Below are 25,932 nucleotides of genomic sequence, written 5' to 3'. Positions count from 1 at the left end.
AGATGAAAGTATTAGTCGTTGTGGATGGGCATCTTGGCAGAACTCCCGATGGAAGAGTCTGGAGTGCGAGAATTTATGATTACTCCTTTTTTGCAAGATATTTAAGTGCATTTGATGAAGTACGAATTGCTATGCGGATTCAGGAGATTGAAACGAATAAAGAGTTTCCGAATCTTTGCAGCGGTCCACATGTGGAGTTTTTTCCAATTGAAGAATTTAAAGGACCAAAGGAATATATCATAAAGTATGCGTCCATAAAAATGAATATGAAACAGTATTTTGAAGGCTGTGATTGTGGGATTTTTCGAATTCCGAGTACGGTAGGCTATCAGTTTCTTCATGGCTTTGAAAAGACAGGAAAGCCCTATGCGGTAGAGGTTGTGGTGGACCCATGGGATTTTGCAGCACCAGGAACATTAAAAACAGTGGCAAGGCCATTGATTCGGAGAATCTGGACGAAAGATTTGAAAAAAGCCTGTTATAAGGCCAACGGAGCCTCTTATGTAACCAAATATGCATTACAAAAAAGGTATCCAAGCTATGCCAGACAGCATGGAGAAAGAAAAGAACATTTTGAAGCATACTATTCTTCTGTGAATATTCCGAAAAGCTATTTCAGAGAAGCCAGAGAATATCAGAAAACAGAGACCCCCTATCGCATTGTTCATGTTACCAACTTTATTGGTAACCATGTGAAAGGACATGAAGAGCTGATCGAAGCAGTTTCTATCTTAAAACAGGAAGGCATTATGGTGCAGGTGGATTTTGTCGGTGAAGGATCGTTGATTGGGGAATTTGAACGATATGCAGAACACCTTGGGGTATCTGATCGGATTTCCTTCATTGGGAAGCTGTCTAATAGCAGAGAGGTAAGGAAAAAATTGCTAGACAGTGATTTATTTGTCTTTCCGTCTCATGCAGAGGGACTTCCACGGGTGTTGATTGAAGCGATGGCTGTGGGACTTCCATGCATCTCAACTAATGTTAATGGGATTCCGGAATTATTGGATGCCCCCTATCTGGTGGAAGTTGGTGCCACGAAAGAGCTGGCAGATAAGATAAAAGCATTGATTACTGATCCAGAAGCGATGTGCAAGGCAAGCCAAGAGAATCGGATAAGGGCTGAGGAGTATGCAGAAGAAGAGCTGCAAAAACGAAGAGGAGAATTTTATCAAAAGCTTCGGGTACTTGCAGAAGAGGGAGAATGAGTAAGGGATTGATCAGGGAGGAAGAAAAATGATACTAAAAAACACACCATTGATTGCCATACTCATGTCTGTCTTTTATTTTGTCATGAGTGTTCCAGTATTGGTTGGACAGCCTGTAGATGTGTGGGCGATGGGACTTATATTTCTTCTTGTATCCATCTGTGGAGTCTATATGGTCGCTGTGAATCATAAGCTGGAAGAACATCTGATTTCCACCTTCGCTTTTGCCTTCTATTTTGTCTATATGACTATGGCACAGCTTTATCTCCTGAATAAAGATTCGATATCCTTAGAGGAATATAAGGAAGCGGAGGGAATTTGTATTCTTTCTTTCCTACTGATGATGATCGCAGTGAGATTTATGCGAAGAATTAAGACAAAACGATTTCAGTTCCTGGACCAGGAGCCACGAATATTTTCCTATTACGTCCTTCTGCTTCTGGCAGTAGCAGTCCATCTGCTTGAGATTTATTCGGCGGGAGGAATTGTGGCCTACTTTAGTGCTTCTTATCAGGCAAAGTTTTCTTCGGTAGCTGCGGAAAAAATGTTAGGAGGAATTGGGAAGCTGGTGGCTCCGTTCGCTTACTATAATCTTCTCTATGTAACGGAAAAGCCAAGAAGTACGATTCATTGGGTGGCCAGAATTTATTTTGTATTTCATCTGGCGATGTCCTATGCCAGTGGAGCGTCTTTAGCCATCTTATATCAGCTGGTTGCGTTTTGCTGTATGAAGATATTTGCCAGTGATGATGTGGAGAATAGGAAAGAGAAGATACGAATAACCAGAAAACAGCGCAAATGGATATTTAGAGGAATCTTATTCGGAGGCCTGGGAGTTTTGATCGCTATCCTGGTTCGCTTTAACAGAGATGCAGAAGGATTTTCCTTTGCCGTGTTAAAGGATACATATGATCTTCTCATTACAACATCCACCTTTGATTCTTTATATTATCTATCCAGAACGTTAAGGGAGCTGACTCCGCAGTATTCTCTGGGACAGTTTCTGTTCCCATTTATTTTCTGGGTTCCAAGAAGTATATTTCCATGGAAACCAGTGGAGTTGGGACGGATTGTTGCAATCGCTTTTAAGAACTTCGATTCCAGTGTAAACGGAGGGTATGCAGTAACACCGATGGCGGAATTCTATTATGACATGGGATATGTGGGAATGATTGCAGGAAGTTTCTTTCTGGGCTGTCTTCTTTCTTTGATTCAGAAGAAGTTAAATCATAGTAAAAACGGCCGATACAAAATGGTGATTACCATGATGTTTATGTTTCCGACCATTTCATTGGCTACAAGCTGGTCCTCTCTGGGATCTAATTATGTAGGAGTTGTTCTATTCCTGTGTGTGGCGTCCTTTCTCAATCAGTGCAAGAGCGGAGCAGGAACTAGATAGAACATGTAAGAAGATAGAAAGAATAGAAATGAGGATAAAAATGAAGATTCTTTATATATCTGCTTCCATACTGCCGTCACAGTATGCCAATAGTGTCCATGTTATGAAGATGAGTCAGGCTCTTGCTAGGAATGGACATCAGGTTACTCTGTTTGGGATACAGGGTAGTATCGAAGAGGAAGATAAATATGAATATTATAATGTGGACCCGGTGTTTGATCTGAAATTGATCAGACCGGGCAGATTAGCAATTCTTCGAAAGATGAAAGCAATCCTAGATCTTTCCAGAGAGTATGATCTAATCTATACCAGATATACGATAGCGGCATTTCTTGTCAGCTACCTTCTGGGCAGGCAGGTTATCTACGAATATCACGGCATTATGGAATCTGTAATAAATCGATGGCTGGAGCAGCTGCTTTCTAGAAAGAAGAATGTCAGGCATGTATTTATCACAGAATCATTAAGAAAAGCGTATGAGCAGATGAATCCAACTCTAAACGATAAGGATTGCCTGGTTTTGGCGGACTGTGCGGATCAGCCAGAGCTCCCAATGAGAGCATCCCATGGAAAGCCAATGACATGTGGTTATATCGGAAGCTTTCAAAAAGGAAAAGGGGTGGAGTTGATTCTTGAGATTGCGGCAGCATGTCGGGAGATGCAGTTTCACATTGTGGGAGGAAAAAAAGAAGAGATAGAGGCTTTTCAGGAGCAGTATCCGGGAGAAAATATTATCTGGCATGGATTTGTCAGGCAGAAAGAGGCAATGAAGATTTTATACGACGATATTGACATTGCATTGCTTCCTAATCAAAGAAATATGATGGTGGGGAAAAAAGGAATGACAGATATCGGTGCATATACGTCACCGATGAAGCTGTTCGAATACATGTCGTATGGGAAGGCAATCGTTGCTTCCAGGCTTCCGGTACTTCAGGAGGTCATATGCGATGGCAGGAATGCACTCTTAGCTGATTGTGGGGATGTACAGGAATGGATTACGGCGATTGGCAGACTGCAACAGGATGAAACACTTTTTGAAACCATAAGAATGCATGCTTATGAAGACTTTATCAGGAAATATACCTGGGAATCCAGAGCCCAAAGGGCAGTTGAAGGATTACTAGAAATAAGAAAGAAAAGAAGGAAACCAAGATGAGCAAGGTAAAGCAAAATCTTATATTTCAAACGGTATATCAAGTGTTGATCGTTATCACCCCATTGATTACATCGCCATATGTTTCACGTGTGTTAGGAGCGGAAGGACTGGGAGTGTATTCTTATACCAACTCCATATCCAATTATTTTCTGATTCTGGCCATGTTGGGAACGAACACTTATGGAAGTAAGACCATTGCGACCGTCAGAGACAGCCGAAAGGAGCGCTCTTATGTATTTGTCGAGATCATGGCAATGCAGATCTTTCTATCCATCTTTGGAATGGCAGTGTATACGGGATATATGCTCAAAGTGAATCAGGATCATCTGCTGGTGTCCTGTATTCAGATGTTAATGATTACCTCCTGTATGTTCAATGTGAACTGGTTTTTCTTCGGATTGGAGAAATTTAAGACCACAGTTACGAGAAATATCATCATTAAGTTATTTACCATCGCTTCCATCTTTTTGTTTGTCAGAGAGAAAGATGATCTGTGGAAATATGTGCTGATCATGGCAGGCGGAGAGGTGCTTAGCCAGCTGATCCTATTTGTGATGGCAAGGAGATATGTGACCTTCTACAGGCCGACGCTTAAGGGAATCCTAAGGCATTTAAAGCCGAATCTGATTCTTTTTGTCCCAGGAATCGCATTTGCCTTAAATCACGATCTGGATAAGACCATGATCGGAATCTTTAGCGATTATCAAAATAGCGGTTGCTACTATAATGCGGAAAAACTAATCAAGATTCCTACGGGGATCATTACTGGGATTGGCGTAGTAATGCTTCCGCATATTACCAGTATGGTTGCAAAAGGAGAAGAAAAGAAAAATGAGGTATTCCTGCGAAATTCCCTCTCGATGATCTTATTTTTTGCAGTGGCTCTGTGTGGAGGAATCATAAGCATTTGTAAGGAATTCGTACCAGTCTTCTTTGGACCTGGCTACGATGCCTGTGTTCTTCTGATCAATATTATGGCAGTGTCCATTATCTTTAAGACGATTGCCAACATTATTCGGACGCAGTATCTGATTCCGCATAACAAAGAAAAGGAATATTCCATTATCGTCCTCACAGGAGCCGGAATCAACTGCATTATGAATATCCTTATGATTCCGAGAGCAGGTGCAGAGGGGGCAGCAGTAGCAACTATGATCGCAGAATGCCTGGTCTGCATTGGCCATGTCTATGTGATCGAAAAGGATCTGACCATTATCAGAAATTTATTAAAATGCCTGATCTATCTTATACCAGCAGGCAGCATGTATGGTGTTGTCCGAATGTTTGCAGCAGATGGAGGCTTTACTGGTATTGGTGGACTGATCACAGAGATTCTTCTGGGAGGAATGACCTATCTGATCATAGGACTTCCGTGCCTGATGGTTATCAATCAGACGATATGGAAGGGGACAAAACTTGAGAAAGTGATACATAATCCATGTATACTGTTCGTCTATGCATCGAAGTTTTATGATTTTTCTATTTTGCCGGACGAGATATATCTTAAGTTATTGTTCCGAGGCATGATGGATCAGAAACTAGATTTAGAAGATCCTAAGACTTTTAATGAAAAACTGCAATGGCTGAAATTATATGACCGAAATCCAGAATATACCAGAATGGTGGATAAATACGAAGTGCGGGGATACATAAAGGATACCATAGGGGAGAAATACCTGATTCCCTGTCTGGGTGTGTGGGATTGCTTTGAAGAAATTCCATTTGACCAGCTTCCAGAGCGTTTTGTGCTTAAATGTACCCATGATTCTCACAGCGTGATCATCTGTAAGGATAAGAGCAGGTTTGAGAAGGACGTGGCGAAGAAGAAGCTTACCAGAGCACTCAAGCACAATTACTTTTATGAAGGAAGGCAATGGCCTTATAAGGATGTAAAGCCACGAATCCTTGCAGAAGCCTATATGGAAGAAAGTCAGGGTGGGGACTTAAAGGATTATAAAGTTCATGTCTTTCACGGTGTTCCGGAGATAATTCTGGTGTGCAGCAGTCGGTTTGCAAAGACTGGATTGCAGGAAGATTTTTTTGACACCGAGTGGAATCATCTGGATATACGAAGACCGGCTCATCCAAATGGAGATGGAACACTGGAAAAGCCGGTACATTTTGAGGAGATGTTAGAGATTGCCAAAAAGCTGGCAGGGAAGATGGCCTTTGCCCGAATTGATTTTTACGATGATGGAAAAAGGCTGTATTTTGGAGAGATTACCATGTATCCGGCAAGTGGGATGAGTCCATTCATTCCGGAAGAATGGGACCGGATCCTGGGAGAGAAAATAGAGTTAGGAATGAATAAGAATTGAGAGTGATTTAGGAATGGGGAGATACATATGAAAAAGAAAGCATTCATTACAGGAATTACCGGGCAGGATGGCTCTTATCTTGCAGAATTTTTATTAGAAAAGGGATATGAGGTGCATGGGATGACTCGTCGTGCCTCTATTTCCAATACAGGAAGAATTGACCATCTGTTGGAACACGGGGAAATCAAGCTTCATGATGGGGACTTGACGGATGCATCCTCACTGATTCGAATCATTGGTCTGGTACAGCCGGATGAAATCTATAATCTGGCAGCACAATCTCATGTACAGGTATCCTTTGATGTGCCGGAATATTCCGGAGATGTGGATGCCATTGGAGTCTTAAGAATCCTGGAGGCAGTGCGTATTCTTGGATTGGCAAAGAAGACCAGAATCTATCAGGCATCCACTTCTGAGTTATTTGGTAAGGTGGAGGAAATCCCGCAGAGGGAGACTACACCATTCCATCCCTATAGCCCATATGCTATCGCAAAACAGTATGGATTCTGGATGGTAAAGGAATACCGGGAAGCTTATGGCATGTTTGCTGTAAATGGAATTTTATTCAACCATGAATCTGAACGAAGAGGAGAGAACTTTGTGACCCGTAAGATCACATTGGCAGCTGGACGGATCGCAGAAGGGCTGCAGGATCATCTGGAGCTGGGCAACATGGATTCCCTTCGTGACTGGGGTTATGCAAAGGATTATGTGGAATGCATGTGGTTGATGCTACAGCATGACCAGCCAGAGGATTTTGTGATCGCTACGGGAGAACAGCATACCGTACGAGATTTTGTAGAAAAGGCATTTGCAGCCAATGATATGACCATCCGATGGGAGGGAACTGGATTAGAGGAGAAGGGATATGATGCATCAACAGGAAAAATGCTGGTATGTGTAAATCCTGCCTGGTTTCGGCCTACGGATGTGAATAACTTATGGGGAGATCCGGCAAAGGCAAAGAAGGTTCTTGGCTGGAATCCACAGAAGACCAGCTATGAGGAATTGGTTCACCTTATGGCAGAGCACGACCGGGCTCTGGCCAGAAGAGAGGCGGCCATGAGGGCTGTAAATGAGGGAGGAAATGAAGCATGATGGAAAAGGATGCGAAGATCTATGTTGCCGGACACCGGGGAATGGTAGGCTCTGCCATCGTAAGAGAATTACAGAGACAGGGATATACCAATATCATCACCCGCACACACGAGGAATTAGACCTGTGTCGCCAGAATGCCGTAGAGGACTTTTTTGAACAGGAAAAGCCAGAATATGTCTTTCTAGCTGCGGCAAAGGTGGGAGGAATCGTGGCAAATCAGAGTGCATTGGCAGATTTTATGTATGACAATATGATTTTGGAGATGAATGTGATTCATTCTGCATGGAAGAATGGATGTAAGAAGCTGGAATTCTTAGGTTCCTCCTGTATCTATCCGAGAATGGCACCTCAGCCTATGAAGGAAGACTGCCTGCTTACCAGTGAGCTGGAAAAGACCAATGAAGCATATGCACTGGCAAAGATCTCAGGCCTTAAGTATTGTGAGTTCTTAAATCGTCAATATGGAACCGATTATATCAGTGTCATGCCGACCAACCTGTATGGTCCTAATGACAATTATCATCCGACCCACAGTCATGTACTGCCAGCTCTGATCCGCCGCTTCCATGAAGCAAAAGAGCAGGGGCTTTCTCATGTGACCTGTTGGGGAGATGGAAGTCCTCTGCGGGAATTTCTCTATGTGGATGATCTTGCCAACTTATGTGTATTCCTGATGAATCATTACAGTGGCAATGAAACGGTCAATGCAGGAACGGGTAAGGAACTATCCATTAAGGAATTGACAATGTTAGTGGCAAAAGTCATTGGATATGAAGGAGAGATCCGTTGGGATACGACCAAGCCCAATGGAACACCAAGGAAGCTTCTGGATGTATCGAAGAGTAAAGCACTTGGTTGGACTTATCAGACCGAGCTTGTCGATGGCATCCGTCTGGCCTATGAGGATTTCTTACATAATCCAATGCGTGCGGAAAGATAGGTGAGGTGTATGAATATTGTACTTTTATCGGGAGGATCAGGAAAACGTCTATGGCCACTGTCCAACGATGTACGTTCGAAGCAGTTCATTAAGCTCTTTTGCAAGGAAAATGGAGAATATGAATCCATGGTGCAGCGGGTATATCGCCAGATTCGCACGGTGGATCCGGAGGCTACGGTTACTATTGCAACAGCAAAGAATCAGGTATCTGCTCTGCATAATCAATTGGGTGGGAACATCGGAATCTCCGTAGAGCCATGCCGTCGGGATACTTTTCCTGCCATTGCATTGGCAACGGCGTATCTTCACGACGTGCAGGGAATCTCAGAAGATGAGGCAGTCGTCGTCTGTCCGGTGGATCCCTATGTGGAGGACAGCTACTTTGAGACCTTAAAGGAGCTTGGAGATTATGCAAGGTTGGGAGATGCCAATCTGGTGCTTATGGGAATCGAACCGACGTATCCCAGTGAGAAATATGGGTATATCATTCCAATGGATCAGGAGAGAATCAGCAGGGTGAGTACGTTTCAGGAAAAGCCAGATGCCAAAACAGCACAGCATTATATGGAACAGGGAGCACTCTGGAATGGAGGAGTCTTCGCATATCGTCTGAAATATGTTCTGGATAAAGCACATGAATGGATCGATTTTACGGATTATTATGATTTATTTGAAAAATATGATACATTGACCAAAATCAGTTTCGACTATGCGGTGGTGGAAAAGGAAGAAAAGATATCCGTAATCCGCTATGCCGGAAGCTGGAAAGACCTTGGAACCTGGAATACACTTACAGAATCCATGGAAGAGGTAAAGGTCGGAAAGGTCATGATGAATGATGCCTGTGAGAACCTTCATGTGATCAATGAGCTGGATGTGCCAATTCTGTGCATGGGATTAAAGGATATGGTCGTATCTGCAAGCCCCGAGGGCATTCTGGTATCAGATAAGAATCAGTCCAGTTATATCAAGCCTTATGTGGACAGTATCGTTCAGCAGATTCGCTTTGCCGAGAAGTCCTGGGGGAGCTTTCGTGTCATCGATGCATCGGAGGAAAGCCTAACCATTAAGGTGACGTTAAATCAGGGGCATAAGATGAATTACCACAGCCATGAGAGAAGAGATGAGGTCTGGACTGTCATATCCGGTTATGGAAGAGCAGTCATCAATGAGAAAGAACAGGAAGTAGGGCCTGGCGATGTGATTTGTATGCCGGCTGGATGCAGACACACCATCATTGCAGATACAGAAATACAGGTGATCGAGGTTCAGATGGGGAAGGATATCAGCGTAGAGGATAAGCAGAAACATCCAAAATGAGCAAAATTCCAATAGATTGAAGAACAGCTTTACATATAGGGGGATATCTTAGAGTGAATAGGGGATAAGTATGAGAACACAAAAAGAAATCATAAGAGAATACCAACGCTGGAAGGAACGGGCTGTTGCGGATGGGAATGTGATAAAAGAATTAAAACGAATGGAAGAACAGGAGATTCGTGATGCCTTCTGTCAGGAGCTGACTTTTGGAACCGGCGGTCTCCGAAGCATTCTGGGAGCAGGAACTAACCGTCTTAATGTATATACGGTGGCAAAAGCCACTCAGGGAGTTGCTGATTATATCAAAAAGAGTTTTCTTAAGCCCGACTGGAAGGTGGCCATTGCCTATGATTCCAGAATCCAGTCAGATGTCTTTGCCAAAGCAGCAGCAGCCATCTTCGCTGATCAGGGAATCAGGGTTTTGCTTTATCCGGAAATTATGCCCACACCATGTGTATCCTTCGCGGTACGAGAGCTTTCCTGTGTGGCGGGCATTGTCATCACTGCATCCCATAATCCGGCACAATATAACGGATATAAGGTGTATGGTGCGGATGGATGTCAGATTACTACCGAAGATGCCAGAAGGATTCAAAAGGAAATTCATAAGCTGGATGTATTCGATGATGTGAGGCTGGCTGACTTTGAAGAAGGTATTGCCAGGGGAAGAATACAGTTCATCTCTGAGAATGTATACCAAGCCTATCTTGAAGCGGTGAAGGAGGAGACTTTGACGGGGATAGATACACCGATGGATAAAAGTGCAGCGATCATCTATTCTCCGCTCAATGGAACCGGATTAAAGCCGGTGCTTCGGACGTTAAAGGAAAGCGGATATAGTAACATCAAGGTAGTAGAGGAACAGGAACAGCCAGATGGCAGATTTCCTACTTGTCCGTATCCAAATCCAGAGGACAAAAAGGCCATGGAGCTTGGAATCTGGTATGCGAAGCGAGAACAGGCAGATTTATTACTGGCGACAGATCCAGACTGTGATCGGCTGGGAATTGCCGTGCGCAGACAGGATGGAGACTATGTTCTTTTGTCTGGAAATGAAACGGGAGTTCTTCTGCTGGATTATATCTGTTCTCGTCGAAGGGAGATGGGAACTATGCCTGCACATCCCATCGCCATAAAAACCATTGTAACCACGGATATGGCAGAGAGGGTTGCAAAGCATTATGGGGTAAAGATAGTCAACGTTCTGACAGGCTTTAAGTTTATCGGAGAGCAGATCGGACTCTTAGAACAGAAGAATCAGCTGGAACAGTTTCTCTTCGGTCTGGAAGAAAGTTATGGCTACTTAAGCGGCACCTACGTCAGAGATAAGGATGGCGTCAATGCAGCCTTTTTAACGTGTGAGATGTTCGCCTATTATAAGGCACAGGGAGTTGGATTGTATGAAAAGCTACAAGAGTTATATAAATTATATGGATATACCTTAGATATACAGCACTGCATTCATTTTGAAGGAGCCGATGGACAAGATGACATGAATCAGATCATGCATCAGCTCCGAAAGGGAATCGACCGATTGGGCGGAAAGAAGGTCCAAAGGATGCTTGATTATCAAAAGGGAATCAATGGGCTTCCGAAAGCCGATGTGGTGAAGTTTTTATTGGAGGACCATTGTTCTGTGACGATTCGGCCGTCTGGGACAGAACCGAAGCTTAAGGTCTATCTCTCTATCTGTGGAGAGAAGGAAGAGCAGTGCAGGGTTATAGAAGAGCGGATGATAAGGGAAGTAAAGAAGCTTATATCCTGCATCCTGGAAGAAAGAAATGCTGGATAAACAGGTGAGGAGTGAGTATGAAGAAGAGAGAGAGAGTGAATTATACGTTATTACAAAGTCAAAAGATTTGGGAAATTATATCTTTCTTATTACAGAGAAATCACCAAAAAAGTTTCGTTTTACTTTAATTAGTCGTTTACAAAATTTGATTTTATCAGTTGTTGAGAATTTATATCGGGCTAATATGATCTTTATTAAAAATAGTAATGATAATAAACGAATTGCTCAACGAAAGCAATATCAGAAGAATGCATATGTAGATTTAAAGGTACTAAATTATATAGCATGGATGGCAAGAGAACAAGGATGTATCCTTCCGAAACAATATGAACAGATATCTATACAGTCATCGGAAGTAATCCGATTGCTGATTGCATGGTCTCAAAGCGACCAGAATAGATATAAGGGATAAGGTTGTAATTGGTGGCTGCGCTCGCCGGGCAATAATACGAATAATGCTACGAATGTAAACAATAATGGCTACGTGAACAATAACGGCAATAATGTCAACAACAATAATAATGGTGTGCGGCCGGATTTGAGATGGATTGGCCAGATATAAAGTTTAAGAAAACTTTATCCGTGTCATATTTCAAAGGAACCGAATTCCTTTCCAGCAATGGAAGAACACATATAGTCAGATGGGAAAACGGGAATTCTTTTTTCTATTGCAGCTTATTTTATTCGCTAAAAAGAGGTTAATCTCTAAATGTGTCTAAGGATAAGCTGCCTGACTATCATATGAAAATAGAAAGGATGTGAAAGAATTAACCAAAATAAGTATGAACAAATATGTTCATTTGAACATTTATATGAAGCACATAAAAAATCCAGAAAGGGAAAACGACAACAGAAGGACGTTGTTAGTTTTGAATTGGATTTAGGGCAACAATTATGTAAGCTGCAGTGGGAATTAAAGACAGGGAGATATCGACCAAGACCTTATAATGAATTTAAAATATATGATCCTAAAGAAAGAAATATCCATGCGTTACAATATCGAGATCGCATCGTACAGCATTCATTATGTGACAACGTGATTGAACCATATATGGAAAGGCATCTGATATATGATAATGCTGCAAGTCGCAAGGGGAAAGGGACACATTTTGCACTTGATCGATTAGAGGAATTTCTTCATCGCTTTTATCGAAAACATGGTACTAATGGATTTTTCTTAAAGTTCGATGTACGAAAGTTTTTTCAATCAATTGATCATGAGATATTATATGAATTATTTAAAAGGGCTTTTGAATATGATGAAAAAGTTCTTTGGTTGATCAAGCTTTTTATTGACAGCTATGAATGGGAATCAGGTAGAGGAATTCCATTGGGAAACCAGACTAGTTCATGGTTTGCACTTTACTATCTGGATGGATTGGATAGAATGATCAAGGAAAAATTTAGAACAAAGTTTTATACGAGATATATGGATGATGGAATTATCGTACATGATGATAAACAGTATCTGATGGAGTGTTTGTCACAGATGAGAGAATACCTTGATAAAGAAAGAAAAGTAGCACTTAATCAGAAAACTCAGATTGTACCATTATCTCAGGGAATTGATTATCTTGGATTTCATTTTTATCTGACCGATACAGGAAAAGTCATTCGTAAGCTTCGAACAATCAATAAAAAGAGAATCAAAAAGCGACTGAAAAGGTTTCGTCATGCATATCGAACAGGAATTATGGATATGGAGGCGATAAACAGGAGTTTGAATAGTTACCTTGGACATCTATCTCACGGAAATACCTACTGCTTACAAAAAAATTTATTAAACCACTTAGTATTATCGACAGAGACAAAGGAGGAGAGAGAACGCCATGAAAAAGAAATCAGGGAAATGGATAGCTATAGTCAGGAAAACGGTCTCGCTGTTGCTTACAGTACTTATGACAGTCGGTCTGCTTACACTGACACCGGCGGATACGAGAGCCGCATCCATATCCAATCCGAGGATCGTTGAGGATTCTACGATGGATGCAGGTCAGAAGGTCACCTGGGACTGTATCTACTTTGGAAGTTATCCACAGGCAGAAGTGATCACTTCTAAAATGAGTGAGAATTATACAGCTTTAAGTAAAAGCATGCTTGCAGATGGGGATCTGGTCGTATCTGACAGCATCTATGCTTCTTTGGAAGCAGCCACAGGTTGGGATGAAAACAATGATATTACCATAGGGGGGAGGAAATACCGCAGGATGAAAAAGGCAGATGCTACCTATGGAACTAGTGGTTCATCTGTTTATTATAACTGGTCAGATGCTACCTCCTATCATTACTTTCGCTATGAGGCGATCAAATGGCGGGTGTTACAAAAAGATGGAGATCAGGCATTGCTATTGTCAGACCGTGCGTTGGATGACCAGAAATATCATTTGGATCATGAATCTGTCACCTGGGAGAGCAGCACCATAAGAAGCTGGTTAAATGGATATGGTGCCGGAAGCAACCAGAATGGAGTGGACTATAGCAGCAAGAACTTTCTGGATAGTGCGTTTACAGCTTCCGAACAGGATTTTGTTGCGACTACAAAGGTAGAAAATAAAGATAATCTTTCTTGCGGGACAGAAGGAGGCAATGATACCAGTGATGAGGTCTTTCTTCTTTCAGAATCACAGGTCTATCGTACAGACACCGCCGTTTCTTATGGATTTGTAAAGGATAGCGGTATCCATGATGAAGGCAGAAGGAGTAAGAGCAGTGTGTATGCAAAGGCGATGGGAACATGGAGTAGTATCAGCACAGCCAACCAGGGCAACTGCGACTGGTGGCTGCGCTCGCCGGGCTATTATACGTATTGTGCTACGCGTGTAAACAGTAGTGGCTACGTGGACAATGTCGGCTATAATGTCTACGACAAGGATTATGGTGTGCGGCCGGCTTTGTATCTGAATCTCTCATCTTCTCAGTGGTCCTATGCCGGGAAGGTATGCTCCGATGGGACAGAGAACGAAGTGGGCGGCGATGATCAGTATATCAAGGTATCAGTAAAGGATGGTGAGTACGCGATCTATGTGACAGATTCTTCTGGAGAGCCGGTACCGGATGCGAAAGTAACCTTTGCGGGAACGGAGAAAGTGACGGATGCTTCCGGTACGGCAGTCTTTTCCCGCTCTACGGTAGAAGACCCCAAGCTTACGGTCACCTGTGATGGATATAAGCCGTATTCCAATGCGGATGAAGACTATGAGAAGAGTGAGAATGGTTATGAGTATGTGATCCTGTATTCGGAAAAGGAATCCGACTGCAAGCTTAAAAGTGCCAGATACAAGGGCGGAATCAGGAATGTCAGCCTCCTGTCAGAAACAAAGCGGCTCAGTCTGACCAATTCCAATGCAAACCTGCTGGATGATGGGAAGTTCAGCCTGATATGCAGGGCCTGTGATCCATCCAAGGCAAAGAGATATGATCTGTATCAGGGAACAGCAAAGATCGCATCCAGTACGGATGGGAACTTCCGTGATCTGGCAATCAGCCAGTTTTCCGAAGGAGGGAAGGTCAAGGTCCATGTCACCGGTCAGGACGGCACTGTGGCCATCACGAAGATCAATCTGTCCTTTACCGATGATGCGGCAGTGAAAGATACTTATTTTAAGTTAAGCGACAGCATTTCCTTTGCCGTATCCGAGGATGTTCCATTCGTAGGCAATACGACAGTGAAGATGAAGCTGCCGGAGGACATTCCGGTAGAGTTGCAGGTCTCAGACGGGAAGATCTATGGAGGGATCAACATAGAGGTCTGGAACAAAGATGGGAAGAAAAGCGTCAAAGAGCAGTATCAAGATGCTAAAAAGAAGATGAAGCAGGCGGTGAAGGCTGCCAGCATGAACATAGATTCCAAAACGACGAAAAAGGAACTCCAGAAGCTCTTAAAGAACAAGGGAAAGAGTACCTTTCCACTGGATACCGATGCCAGCCTGAGCGTCTGTGGCTTCATAGAGGGAGACTGGAACGAAAAGGGTATGACACAGGCTTCCGGTACGGTATATTTCCTGCTGGAGGGAAGTGCCAAGAAGAATTTTCAATTTGTAGCGTATGCAGTACCTGTCACTGTACAGATCAAGGGGGAAGCATCCGGAAAGCTGGAAGGAAAGCTGGAGTATGACTTTAACAAATCGGTATTCTCTGGAAATGCGACATTTGCACCGGGGATCGGCATGGAAGTATTTGGAGGGATCGGAGTCAAAGGCCTGGTGGGAGGAGGAGCCTATGGAAGCGGCAGGATTGACATGGACTTTGCTCTTCTGGGGACCAATGGAAACTTTAAATGCAACACGGTGGATCTGACCGGAGAACTGGGAGCGAAGCTCTACTTTGCTTCCTGGGAAGCCAAGAAGAGTTTTGCCTATAACACCTGGCCTCTCTATTCCAGGACCAATGGCACGCGGAGTCTCGCAGAGGAAGGGACGGCTCAGGAAGAAGAATGGATGCAGGGGCTGTACAGCAAGAGTCAGTATGAGCTTTCGGATACCAGCTATCTGTCTGGAGAATCTTCCTGGAATGCGGGGAGAGCAGGGAGAGCAAGGAGCAGGAGCATGGACAGCAGCGAGTTTCAGACGTTATTATCCGGCACCTACCGCAACAGTGCCCCGGTCCTGGCATCGGATGGGGCGCATATGGTGTTGGCCTTTAACAAGGCGGATACGGCACAGAATGAGTACAATCAGTCCAGGGTCAGCTATTCGGTATTTGATGCGGACACCAATTCCTGGTCAGCTCCGTCAGGACTTGGACAGGAAGGAGTCTCCTCCGGCTTTATCCGGACCTCTGGAGGAGGAGAAGGTATCTATCTGGCCTGCCTGCAGGCAGATCAGGCTTATGCAGATGACTGGAATGGGGATATGGAAGAATATGCATCCTCCCTTCAGGTCTGTGTGAGCCGCTATGATAGTGAGGCCGGTGCTTTTGAGGATCTGACAGTGCTCTCTGACGACAATACCCTGTACGAACATGCGGTAGATGTGGGGACCCTTGACGGAGTCCCTACGGCAGTATGGGTCGCAAACAAGGATTTTGAGATCTATGGACAAAATAGCACCAACATGCTCCGTTATAGCCAATACGTAGACGGGGCCTGGACAGAGCCAAAGGAGATCCTGACAGGATTGCATGCGGTGACCGGGCTTAGCATGGGAAGCATGGGAGGCAGTCCTTACATCGCTTATGCCACAGATGGAGACAATGATCTGGGGACAGCGGATGATGTCACCGTATCCATCTGCACACTGGATGGGGACAGCCAAAAGATCGCAACAGGCAGCGTATCAGCCCCTTCCTTTGCTGTTATGCCGGATACCGGTCTTGCATCCCTGATCTATATCGAGAATGGAACTTTGGCAGCTACGACAGATGGAGCAGCCATCACCCATCCAATGGAAGGAGCGGTCACGGATCTAAACAGTACTTATATCATAGATGGAAGTACCTTGTATTATGCGTCAGCAACGCAGAAGGCCTCTAATCTGTATAAAGTCGTATACAACAAAGCCCAGGGAGCCTGGTCAGAACCGATCCAGATCACGGATCAGGAACAATATCTGGATAATCTGGGCATCGCATCGGTCAATGGGGATACATACTGTACGGGAATGTTAAAGCAGGTGACCATTGCAGAAGATGATGTGGAGGATGACAGTGATCTGGTGTGGAAAAAACTAGATGCTTCCAATAATCTGACGCTTTTATCTGCGGTCTATCAGCAGGAGGATGTGGCAGGCGGAGGAGAACTTCCGATCACCCTTGAAGTACGCAATAACGGCGATCAGCAGGTAGATGCCCTGTCCATTACAGTCACGGATGGAAAAGGAGCCGTGCTGCTTGAGAAAGAGCAGGAGGTAGATCTGGCTCCATCTGGTGAAAGCAGCTTTGACATCGGACTGGTGCTTCCGGATCAGATGGACCGGGATACTTATACGGTAAGGATCGAAAATGCAGATGGCAGCAGTGATGCAGATGAGCAGGATGATACAAAAGAACTGGGCATTGGCTATTGTGACCTGCAGCTGAGTGAAGAACTGACAGTTACGGGAGACAGCCGTATCTTATCCTGCAAGATAGAGAATGTAGGTATGGCAGCCAGTGGAGGCACTCTGGATGTATATGCCCCGGACAATAGCGAAGAGCCGGTTTATTCCGTTTCGCTAGATCCTCTGGAGAGTGGCCAGAGCCAGATCATCAGCATGGATCTGGGGGACCAGGAATATCCTTCCGGAACGTTTACAGCAGTGGCCACGGCAGATCAGGAAGAATTCTTTACGGAGAACAACACGATCATGAGGAGCGTGGATCTTACAAAAGGATCAGCACTTGCGATCACCAGCCAGCCGGAAGACTACACAGGAGCAGTGGGAGATACAGCAAGCTTTACTGTAGGAGCTGCTGGAGAAGGATTGACCTATCAGTGGCAGTTTAGTAATGATGGTGGAGCCAGCTGGAGGAATTCCTCCCAGAGCGGAAACAAGACGGACACGATCCAGGTGCCGGTCACCGAAGCGAGAGATGGCCAGCAGTACCGCTGCATCGTAACCGATGAAAACGGCAACTGTGTGACCTCAGAGGCAGGAACCCTGATCGCTGCAAAAGAAGCACTTGCGATCACCAGCCAGCCGGAGGATTATACGGGAGCAGTGGGAGAGACGGCAAGCTTTACCGTAGGAGCTGCTGGAGAAGGATTGACCTATCAATGGCAGTTTAGTAATGATGGTGGAGCGAACTGGAGAAACTCTTCCCAGAGCGGCTGTAAGACAGCTACTGTCAGCGTGCCGATCACAAAGGCAAGAAACGGCCAGCAGTACCGCTGTGTGGTAACCGATGGAAGTGGAAACCGTGTGACTTCAGAGGCAGGAACCCTGATCGCTGCAAAAGAAGCACTTGCGATCATCAGCCAGCCGGAGGATTATACGGGAGCAGTGGGAGAGACCGCTGTATTTACGGTGGAAGCCAGCGGAGAAGGCTTAAGATACCAGTGGCAGTACAGCAATGATAAAGGAGTAACATGGAAGAACTCTTCCCAGAGCGGCTGCAAGACGGCTACTGTCAGCGTGCCGATCACCGAAGCGAGAAATGGCCAGCAGTACCGTTGTGTGGTAACCGATGGAAGTGGAAACAGCGTGATCTCAGAGGCAGGAACCCTGATCGTTGGGAAAGAAGCACTGGAGATTACCAGCCAGCCAAAGGATTATACGGGAGCAGTAGGAGATACCGCTGTATTTACGGTGGAAGCCAGCGGAGAAGGCTTAAGATACCAGTGGCAGTATAGCAATGATGATGGAGCGAACTGGAAGAACTCTTCTCAGAGCGGCTGCAAGACAGCTACTGTCAGCGTGCCGATTACCGCAGCGAGAAATGGCCAGCAGTACCGTTGTGTGGTAACCGATGGAAGTGGAAACTGTGTGACTTCAGAGGCAGGAACGCTGATTGTACAATAAGATATTGCTATTATGAATGGGAGAAGGATGAGAGTCCTTCTCCTGTTTTATACTAGGGATTATAAAAAAGCCGGTGAAGAGATCGGAGAGAAGGGAAGAAAATAGGGAAGGATATCTTGATTTTATAGAACAATCAGGTAAGTAAGATGAATAGAGGGATAGGGACAGTATATCAGAGATGGTGTGCTGTTTTTTTTGTCTTTAAGATGGTCATTTATGTAGATGGCAGGAAAAGATTTTTTTGAAATGATATACTTTTTTTATTAAATATTTGAAAAAGGGAGGAATAGGGATGAAAAAAAGAAAGATTTTAGCTTTTATATTGGTATTTATTGTATCAATCTGTAATTGCTCAATTGAAAAAGTTCCAATAGCAGCAACTGAAGGAGTTCCAGAAATTCTTATTGATACGGATGAGGTGCTGATTGGCCAGTTTAAGGAAATACCGTTAGGAAGTGTTGATTCTGATTGTATAGTAAGTTTTACCTCGAGTGATGAAAGTATTATAAAGGTTGGACAAAAAGGGCGATGGAGTGGGAATACTACATTTCGTTACGAACCACAAAGTGAAGGAAGTGCAACAATTACTGCAGAATTTGAAAAAGGTGCGGATATTTATACGGATACAGTTGAGGTGACGGTAAAAGAAGCAGCAAAGAATGTGGTTCCATTAAAATCATATACAATATATTATAATCTTGAAAAGTCCGGTCGCCAAAAGGTAGATGAGAATCAAGATGATATGATTGATGAGGAAGAAATAAAGAATGCTCAATTGCTGTACTGTTCAAATCAACAACTAATTAATGAAGAACTGGAATGTCTGGAGAGAGCGGTTAATCTTGAACGAATAGATTTTTCGAAGAATCCGAATCTTACAGATGTGTCTATTTTAAAAGAACTACCGAATTTGCATAGTGTGTATTTAACAAATACGGGTGTATCTGAAAAAGACAGATTAGATATCATTAAAAACGAAGCCGTTCATATTTATGAGACAGGGTGTTATTCCAAAGACATATATCCATATGGAATTATTGATCTTGGATGTGATTCGCCGGATGACAGAAGAGTAAATGTAACTTTGTCGATTGAAGATCCATCAGTAGCTAGTGTTGATATGGCACCATACAAGAATACTATTTCTAATAAAAACTGCTATATTGAAGGAAAAAAAGTAGGAAAGACGAACCTGATTATTTCTGGTAAAGAAGCATCTATTAAAATTCCGATTGTTGTAGAAGAAAAACCAGAAGATTTAGTAGAGATGCAAGATAAAAAGCTGCTGTTAGCCTGTGACGCCAATATGGATGGCTATGTATCTCAAAATGAATTGAAAACCGTTGAAAGGGCGACAATGAAATATGATTCTGATGATGTTATAGATTTATCACCATTGGAAAAAGCACCTAAATTGAGATGCTTAGAACTGAATAGAGTTACTGATGAAGTAGTTGAACAGATTTCTAAATTAACGAATTTAAAGATTTTACATCTTAATGGAACATTTACAAATGTAGATGCTTTAGAAAAATGTAAAAATATAATATCATTAGTGTTAATATCAGATCAATTAACAGACATTTCAGGTATTTCCAATATGAAACGTATGGGAAAATTGCAAGTTACTTCATCTAGCGTAGAAGACTATTCTTCTATAAAAAATATGAAATATTTGAGAGTTATGCATTTTTCAGATATGAATGATAGCATCATTCAGGCAGTAAAGAATATTGATTTTTCGTGGATATCGGTCCCTGATCATGCAACAGCAGAGCAGATACTTGAATTAGCAGATCTTAAGGATAAAAGTGTTGTTCTTGGATCTAATATCAATAGCAGTTTATCTCCGAAAGCAAGAGGATTATATTTTAATGATGAAAATCCATTTGAAGTATCAGTTGAAAATACAGACATGGTTACAAACAATAAATTCACTGTAAAAGGTGAAGTTGATGTTAATGTTAAAGTGAAAGGTACAAATGTATCAAAAACAATTCATATTACAGTAAAAAATTCGGATGATATTGAGTCAATTGGGAATAAAGTAGATGAATTACCTGTGTTATCTCAGAATTATGAGGAATCTTCTTTGCCTAAATTTGCTATTACAAAAGAAGATGGTAATGTATATAGTGGTTATTCTGGGAAAAAGATCACTGATTCAGCAGAGACTTATGCGGCAGACTTTGTGTATGATGATGGCTTTATATTGAGGCATAAAGTTGGAAAGAATGGAAGGGATTATTTGGGTACAGAGGATATATCGTTAACAATTCAAGATAAAGAAATTGATACAATATTAAAAAATTATGTTTTGACGAAGGATCATGATTTGTATAAATTTGATGTGGAAGGAAATCTTACGAAAATTGATGAAAATGTAAAACAAATTTTATTATCTCAGACGAGAGCCTTATTTGTATTATATATGAATGGAAATCTTGTAAGAAAAAGTAATGGGGAGATCATTATATCCAATGTTTCCAAGGTATTATCAACAGAATATGTTGTATTAAATGATGGAACTACCTGGTATTGTGATATGAATTTTAAAATTTCATATAAAGTGTTAGATGTTGAAGCAAATAATAAGGTTAAATGGGATGGATATACACCAATCCTCTTTGCTGGCAATTCACTTTATTATATTAGAAATGATCATTCAGCAGAAGAAATTGCAAAAAATGTAAAATACATTTTCCCAGAATGCCAGCACATTTACGAGAGTTTGGATGGAAACTTGTACAGAATACAAAGTAAATATAATAGGACAACAAAAAAAATTGAATGGACATCAGTCGCTATTAATCCTACTGACAAGAAATTTACTGGATTGGCAAGTGATGGAACTTATTATGTAAAGGGAGAAAAGCTTATAACAGATATTGCATCTTGTACGAGATTAATGGATGTAAATCTAGGATATGCGGATTATGCATTTGTTCGTACAGATGGAACTGTTTGGAGTTATGTATATAATGAATTTCCAGAAAAAGTGTCTTATGCAGATGAAGATTTATCTATTAAAATGATAAGCCAACCAGTGAATTATGAGGGAACCATAGGAGAAATAGCAAATTTTACTGTAGAAGCAGAAGGAGAAGGATTAAAATATCAGTGGCAGTATAGTAATGATGGAGGAGTAAACTGGAAGAATTCTTCACAGAGTGGCAATAAAACAGCAACCGTTGAAGTGCCAATTACGGAAGTGAGAGACTGTCAGCAATACCGGTGCGTAGTAACAGATGCAAAAGGTAGCAGTGTGACATCGGAAGCAGCTATATTAAAAGTGTTAAAAGCATTAGCAATTATCAGTCAACCAGTAGATTACAGAGGAGAGGCTGGAGAAACAGCATGTTTTAATATAAAAGCAGAGGGAGAAGGATTGGAATACCAGTGGCAGTTCAGCAATGATGATGGAATAAACTGGAGAAATTCTTCGCAGAGTGGCAATAAAACAGCAACCGTTGAAGTGCCAATTACGGAAGTGAGAGACCGTCAGCAATATCGATGCGTAGTAACAGATGCAAAAGGTAGCAGTGTGACATCGGAAGCGGCTATATTAAAAGTGTTAAAGACCTTGACAATTATAAGCCAACCAATAAATTACAGAGGAGAAGTTAATGATACAGCAAATTTTACTGTAGAAGCAGAAGGAGAGGGATTAAAATATCAGTGGCAATACAGCAATAATGGAGGGAGTATTTGGAAAAACTCTTCACAGAGTGGCAATAAGACAAAAACGATTCATGTACCGATTACAGAAGCCAGGGATGGCCAACAGTACCGTTGCGTGATAACGGATGAAACAGGAAATAGCGTAACATCTGAAGCGGCAAAAATAATTGTTGGAGTAGCAATAGAGATAACAAGTCAACCGGTAGATTACACAGGTACAGTGGGAGAAACTGCTACGTTTACAGTTCAGGCAACTGGAGAAGGTTTAAAATACCAGTGGCAGTTTAGCAATGACGATGGGGAAAACTGGAGGAATTCTTCACAGAGTGGCAATAAGACAGAGAACGTTAGTGTGCCAATTACAGCAGCCAGAAATGGCCAGCAATATCGTTGTGTAGTCACGGATGGAAATAGTAACAGCGTAATTTCAGAAGCAGGAACGCTGATTGTGAAGTAATGAATAAAACATAAGATGAAAGAAAAGGCAGTACATCAAGATGGTGTGCTGCTTTTTCCATATAGAATAAAATATACTAAATATTGCAGATAACTGGTTAATTATGTAACTCCTATGGTTGAATGATTCAGTAACTTTTATAATAAGGTCAATATAAAAAAGGTAATGATTGTAAGGGTAGGAGAAGTAGATGGAAAATAAGATAATGACAGGAATAGTTATAGCTTTACCCTTTTGTTTTGGGGGATTTTATATATGGACAATCTGTTTATGTGGAATCTTGTTATGTGTAATATTGTGTAGAAATATATGGGAAAAAAAGAAAATAGTTATTTCAATGGATTGTTCATTTTTAGCATTAGGGCTAATTGGAATCTTCCATATGGGAACCATGGTTTATGGGATTGATAAAGGTATGAGTTTGATTGGAGCCATTCGGTATCTGGTTATACCGCTATTAGCATTGCTTTTGTTGCAAATGGAAAAAGAGAAAAAACAGGAGCTGCTAAAAATGATTCCAGATATTGCAGCCATAATGACAATAGTATCAGTTGTTTGCTATGCATCCCCTTTAAAAAAATATTTTTTTCAGGGGAGCAGATTAGGTGGCTTTTTTCAATATTCCAATACCTTCGCACTATTTCTTTTATTAGGAATGATTCTTTTAGTTTATGAAAATTGCTGGGAAAAAAAGCAAATTGTAGAATTGCTGATATTAATTGCAGGTATTTTTCTTACAGGAAGTAAAGGAATCTTCTTATTTCTTTTCTTTCATGCAGTTTACTTTTTTATGAAGGAAAAGTCCTGGAGAAAGCAGATTATAGCCTTGTTTATTATCAGTATTTTTATTGCGGTAATCACGGTTGTGATTACTGGAAATCACCAGAATTTTGGTCGATTTTTGCTGTTGGCAGGGAAAAACAGGACAATGTGGAAAAGGCTGCTATATGATTTGGATGGGTTAAAAATGTTAAAAGGACATCCACTAGGCTTGGGATATATGGGCTTTTATTATTTACAGCCATCAATGCAGGTAGTAAAGTATTCAACAAAATTTGTGCATAACGATATTCTTCAGATGGGATTAGATGCTGGAGTTGTATCTATGTTTCTTCTAATTGCCATTTTTGCAAAACAAATTTTTGCGAAAGATAATAACAAATTACAGAAACATTTGCTGTTAGTCATATTTTTACATAGTTGTATTGATTTTAATTTGCAATATTTTGTAATCTGGATGGTTGCTTTGTCATGTATGGAATTTCAGAAAATCAAAGTGATAGAATTGAATTTCTCAAAACTGTATTACGTAACAATGGCTGTCATCGGGTGTATGTTTGTTTATATAGGAGGCATATCGTATTTGGAATATTCCGGTGAAATTGAAAGACTTATTCGATATGCACCATGGATGACTACAGTTAAGATTCATCAATTATCCATTGAGACAGACGCGAATCAGGCAGAAAAAATAGCCAATGATTTGGTTAAAAGAAATCCTTATATTAGTCAGTCCTATGGGGTTAAAGCAGAAATTGCATATTTGAATAAAGACTATAAACAGATGATGAAGTATGAGAGGGAGCAAATCCTTCATCGAAAATGTGAAGTAAGTCTTTATGAAGAATATATAACAAGATTATACGAGATGCTTTCATCAGCAGATCGTAATGGAAGGAAAGAGGAGGTGAAAGTATATCTGGAAGAACTACTATGGATTCAACAGCTATTAGAGCAGGAGAATCGAGAGATAGGGGAACTAGCTTATCGTGCAGTGGTTAATCCAAAGTTAGAAATAGGAGCTAATTACAGGCAATATTTAATACAAATCAATGCGTATTACAAAAGTAATTATGAAAACTAAGACAAAGAACATGAAGGAAAGGGAGAAGCAATTGTGATCACCAGCCAGCCGGAAGATTATATCGGAGCAGTGGGAGATACGGCAAGCTTTACGGTAGGAGCCAACGGAGAAGGGTTAAAGTACCAGTGGCAGTATAGCAATGATGATGGAGCGAACTGGAAGAACTCTTCTCAGAGCGGCTGTAAGACAGCTACTGTCAGCGTGCCGATCACAGCAGTGAGAAATGGCCAGCAGTACCGTTGTGTGGTAACCGATGAAAGAGGAAATAGTGTGACTTCAGAGGCAGGAACGCTGATTGTACAATAAGATATTGCTATTATGAATGGGAGAAGGATGAGAGTCCTTCTCCTGTTTTATACAGCTATCAAATCTACCTGAATTATAAAGGGGAATAGAGATATAGTGAAAAAATTATATAATGCAATAAAATGGGAAAGAAGCTGTGTATATTAGTTTAATTGAATTATTGAATGCTATTTTTTACGTCAAAATCACTGTTTTTGCCATGAAGGACAGCTTTTGTTTAAATTGTGGTAAAATTGTGATTATAAGGATTATGAAATTAGCTTATACCTTACATTATTTAGCTATTTTTTAAGTCGAGAAACATGGTAATGTAAAATGATAGTCAATATGAGATTATGACTATCAAATGTATCAGTCCAAGGAGGGGACTATAAAAGTATTAGGAAAAATGATGAAAAAAAGGTTATTAAAATTATTATTTGTAGTTATTTTAATGATTACAATAATATTTGATATTGGTGGTTTTCAAGTGAAAAAAACTTATGCATCGACTGTAAGTCCAGATGCATTTGTTCAGTATGCTTTAAATAATTGTGTTGGTATACCGTATGTATTAGGGGGGCGAAGTCGAAATGGGTTTGACTGTTGCGGCCTTGTTTGGTATGTGTGTAATCATTTTGGAATTAATATAGTACCAGGTGCTGCAAATGATCAAAGGAGGTATGGTACTCCTGTATCATATTCATTGTCAAGTTTTTCAAATTATAAAACAAATTTGCAAAAAGGAGATTTAATATTTTTTGATTATGAAGGTGATGGATCAAGTGATCATGTTGCGATATATACTGGAAATGGATATGCAGTTCAAGCACAAACATATGGTTATTTAAGTAAAAATATTAATTTAGATACGACTTGGTCACATGGAAAAAAAGAATGGCAACTTACATGCAATATTCGGAGAGTAATAAATAGTTCAAATTCCATATATTGTACAATAACACCTACATTAG

The 25,932-nt window shown here is 41.5% G+C and carries 15 protein-coding genes and 1 pseudogene; all 16 read left to right on the top strand.

What is annotated here, in order from left to right; translation table 11 throughout:
• The first annotated feature begins 2 nt into the window (after positions 1–2).
• Positions 3–1,208 (top strand): glycosyltransferase family 4 protein, encoded by a 1,206-nt coding sequence (locus BHF69_RS08700; protein ID WP_075670687.1) that lies wholly within the window; start codon positions 3–5, stop codon positions 1,206–1,208.
• 28 nt (positions 1,209–1,236) lie between these two features.
• On the top strand, positions 1,237–2,607 hold the full coding sequence (locus tag BHF69_RS08695) for an oligosaccharide repeat unit polymerase (RefSeq protein WP_075670685.1): 1,371 nt from the start codon (positions 1,237–1,239) through the stop codon (positions 2,605–2,607).
• A gap of 40 nt (positions 2,608–2,647) precedes the next feature.
• Complete coding sequence (locus BHF69_RS08690; RefSeq protein ID WP_075670683.1) at positions 2,648–3,766, top strand: glycosyltransferase family 4 protein; 1,119 nt, start codon at positions 2,648–2,650, stop codon at positions 3,764–3,766.
• Positions 3,763–6,084 (top strand): ATP-grasp fold amidoligase family protein, encoded by a 2,322-nt coding sequence (locus tag BHF69_RS08685; RefSeq protein ID WP_075670681.1) that lies wholly within the window; start codon positions 3,763–3,765, stop codon positions 6,082–6,084. Before BHF69_RS08690 ends, BHF69_RS08685 begins: the two co-directional genes overlap by 4 nt.
• 27 nt (positions 6,085–6,111) lie before the next feature.
• On the top strand, positions 6,112–7,182 hold the full coding sequence (gene gmd / locus BHF69_RS08680; RefSeq protein WP_075670679.1) for a GDP-mannose 4,6-dehydratase: 1,071 nt from the start codon (positions 6,112–6,114) through the stop codon (positions 7,180–7,182).
• Entirely contained in the window at positions 7,182–8,123 is a 942-nt protein-coding gene (locus BHF69_RS08675; RefSeq protein WP_334292913.1) for a GDP-L-fucose synthase family protein, read from the top strand. The genes gmd and BHF69_RS08675 overlap by 1 nt, the downstream gene beginning before the upstream one ends.
• A 9-nt stretch (positions 8,124–8,132) precedes the next feature.
• Positions 8,133–9,443 (top strand): sugar phosphate nucleotidyltransferase, encoded by a 1,311-nt coding sequence (locus BHF69_RS08670; RefSeq protein WP_075670675.1) that lies wholly within the window; start codon positions 8,133–8,135, stop codon positions 9,441–9,443.
• Between the two features lie 70 nt (positions 9,444–9,513).
• Positions 9,514–11,235 carry a phospho-sugar mutase gene (locus BHF69_RS08665; protein WP_075670673.1) on the top strand — a complete coding sequence of 574 codons (1,722 nt, stop codon included), beginning with the start codon at positions 9,514–9,516 and terminating at the stop codon, positions 11,233–11,235.
• Positions 11,225–11,647, top strand: a complete 423-nt coding sequence (locus tag BHF69_RS08660; RefSeq protein ID WP_075670671.1) for a four helix bundle protein — start codon at positions 11,225–11,227, stop codon at positions 11,645–11,647. Before BHF69_RS08665 ends, BHF69_RS08660 begins: the two co-directional genes overlap by 11 nt.
• Before the next feature lie 15 nt (positions 11,648–11,662).
• On the top strand, positions 11,663–11,797 hold the full coding sequence (locus BHF69_RS14855; protein WP_442855858.1) for a hypothetical protein: 135 nt from the start codon (positions 11,663–11,665) through the stop codon (positions 11,795–11,797).
• A 312-nt stretch (positions 11,798–12,109) separates the two neighbouring features.
• Positions 12,110–13,207, top strand: a complete 1,098-nt coding sequence (locus tag BHF69_RS14455) for a reverse transcriptase/maturase family protein (protein WP_075670669.1) — start codon at positions 12,110–12,112, stop codon at positions 13,205–13,207.
• A complete protein-coding gene (locus BHF69_RS08650) occupies positions 13,134–18,671 on the top strand; it encodes a DUF6273 domain-containing protein (protein ID WP_143249516.1) in 5,538 nt (1,845 codons plus the stop codon). The genes BHF69_RS14455 and BHF69_RS08650 overlap by 74 nt, the downstream gene beginning before the upstream one ends.
• 292 nt (positions 18,672–18,963) lie before the next feature.
• Entirely contained in the window at positions 18,964–22,809 is a 3,846-nt protein-coding gene (locus BHF69_RS08645; protein ID WP_075670665.1) for an immunoglobulin domain-containing protein, read from the top strand.
• Between the two features lie 337 nt (positions 22,810–23,146).
• Positions 23,147–24,673 carry an O-antigen ligase family protein gene (locus BHF69_RS08640; protein WP_158022567.1) on the top strand — a complete coding sequence of 509 codons (1,527 nt, stop codon included), beginning with the start codon at positions 23,147–23,149 and terminating at the stop codon, positions 24,671–24,673.
• 33 nt (positions 24,674–24,706) lie between these two features.
• Entirely contained in the window at positions 24,707–24,979 is a 273-nt protein-coding gene (locus BHF69_RS14450; protein WP_242946134.1) for an immunoglobulin domain-containing protein, read from the top strand.
• A 346-nt stretch (positions 24,980–25,325) separates the two neighbouring features.
• Positions 25,326–25,799: pseudogene (locus BHF69_RS14850) on the top strand (C40 family peptidase); the annotation flags it as partial.
• Positions 25,800–25,932 lie beyond the last annotated feature (133 nt).

This window comes from Anaerostipes sp. 992a, from assembly GCF_001940245.1.
In the GTDB taxonomy this organism is placed as follows: domain Bacteria; phylum Bacillota; class Clostridia; order Lachnospirales; family Lachnospiraceae; genus Fimousia.
The sequence above is the reverse complement of the archived record's forward strand: the minus strand, read 5'-3'. Positions and strand labels throughout refer to the sequence as shown.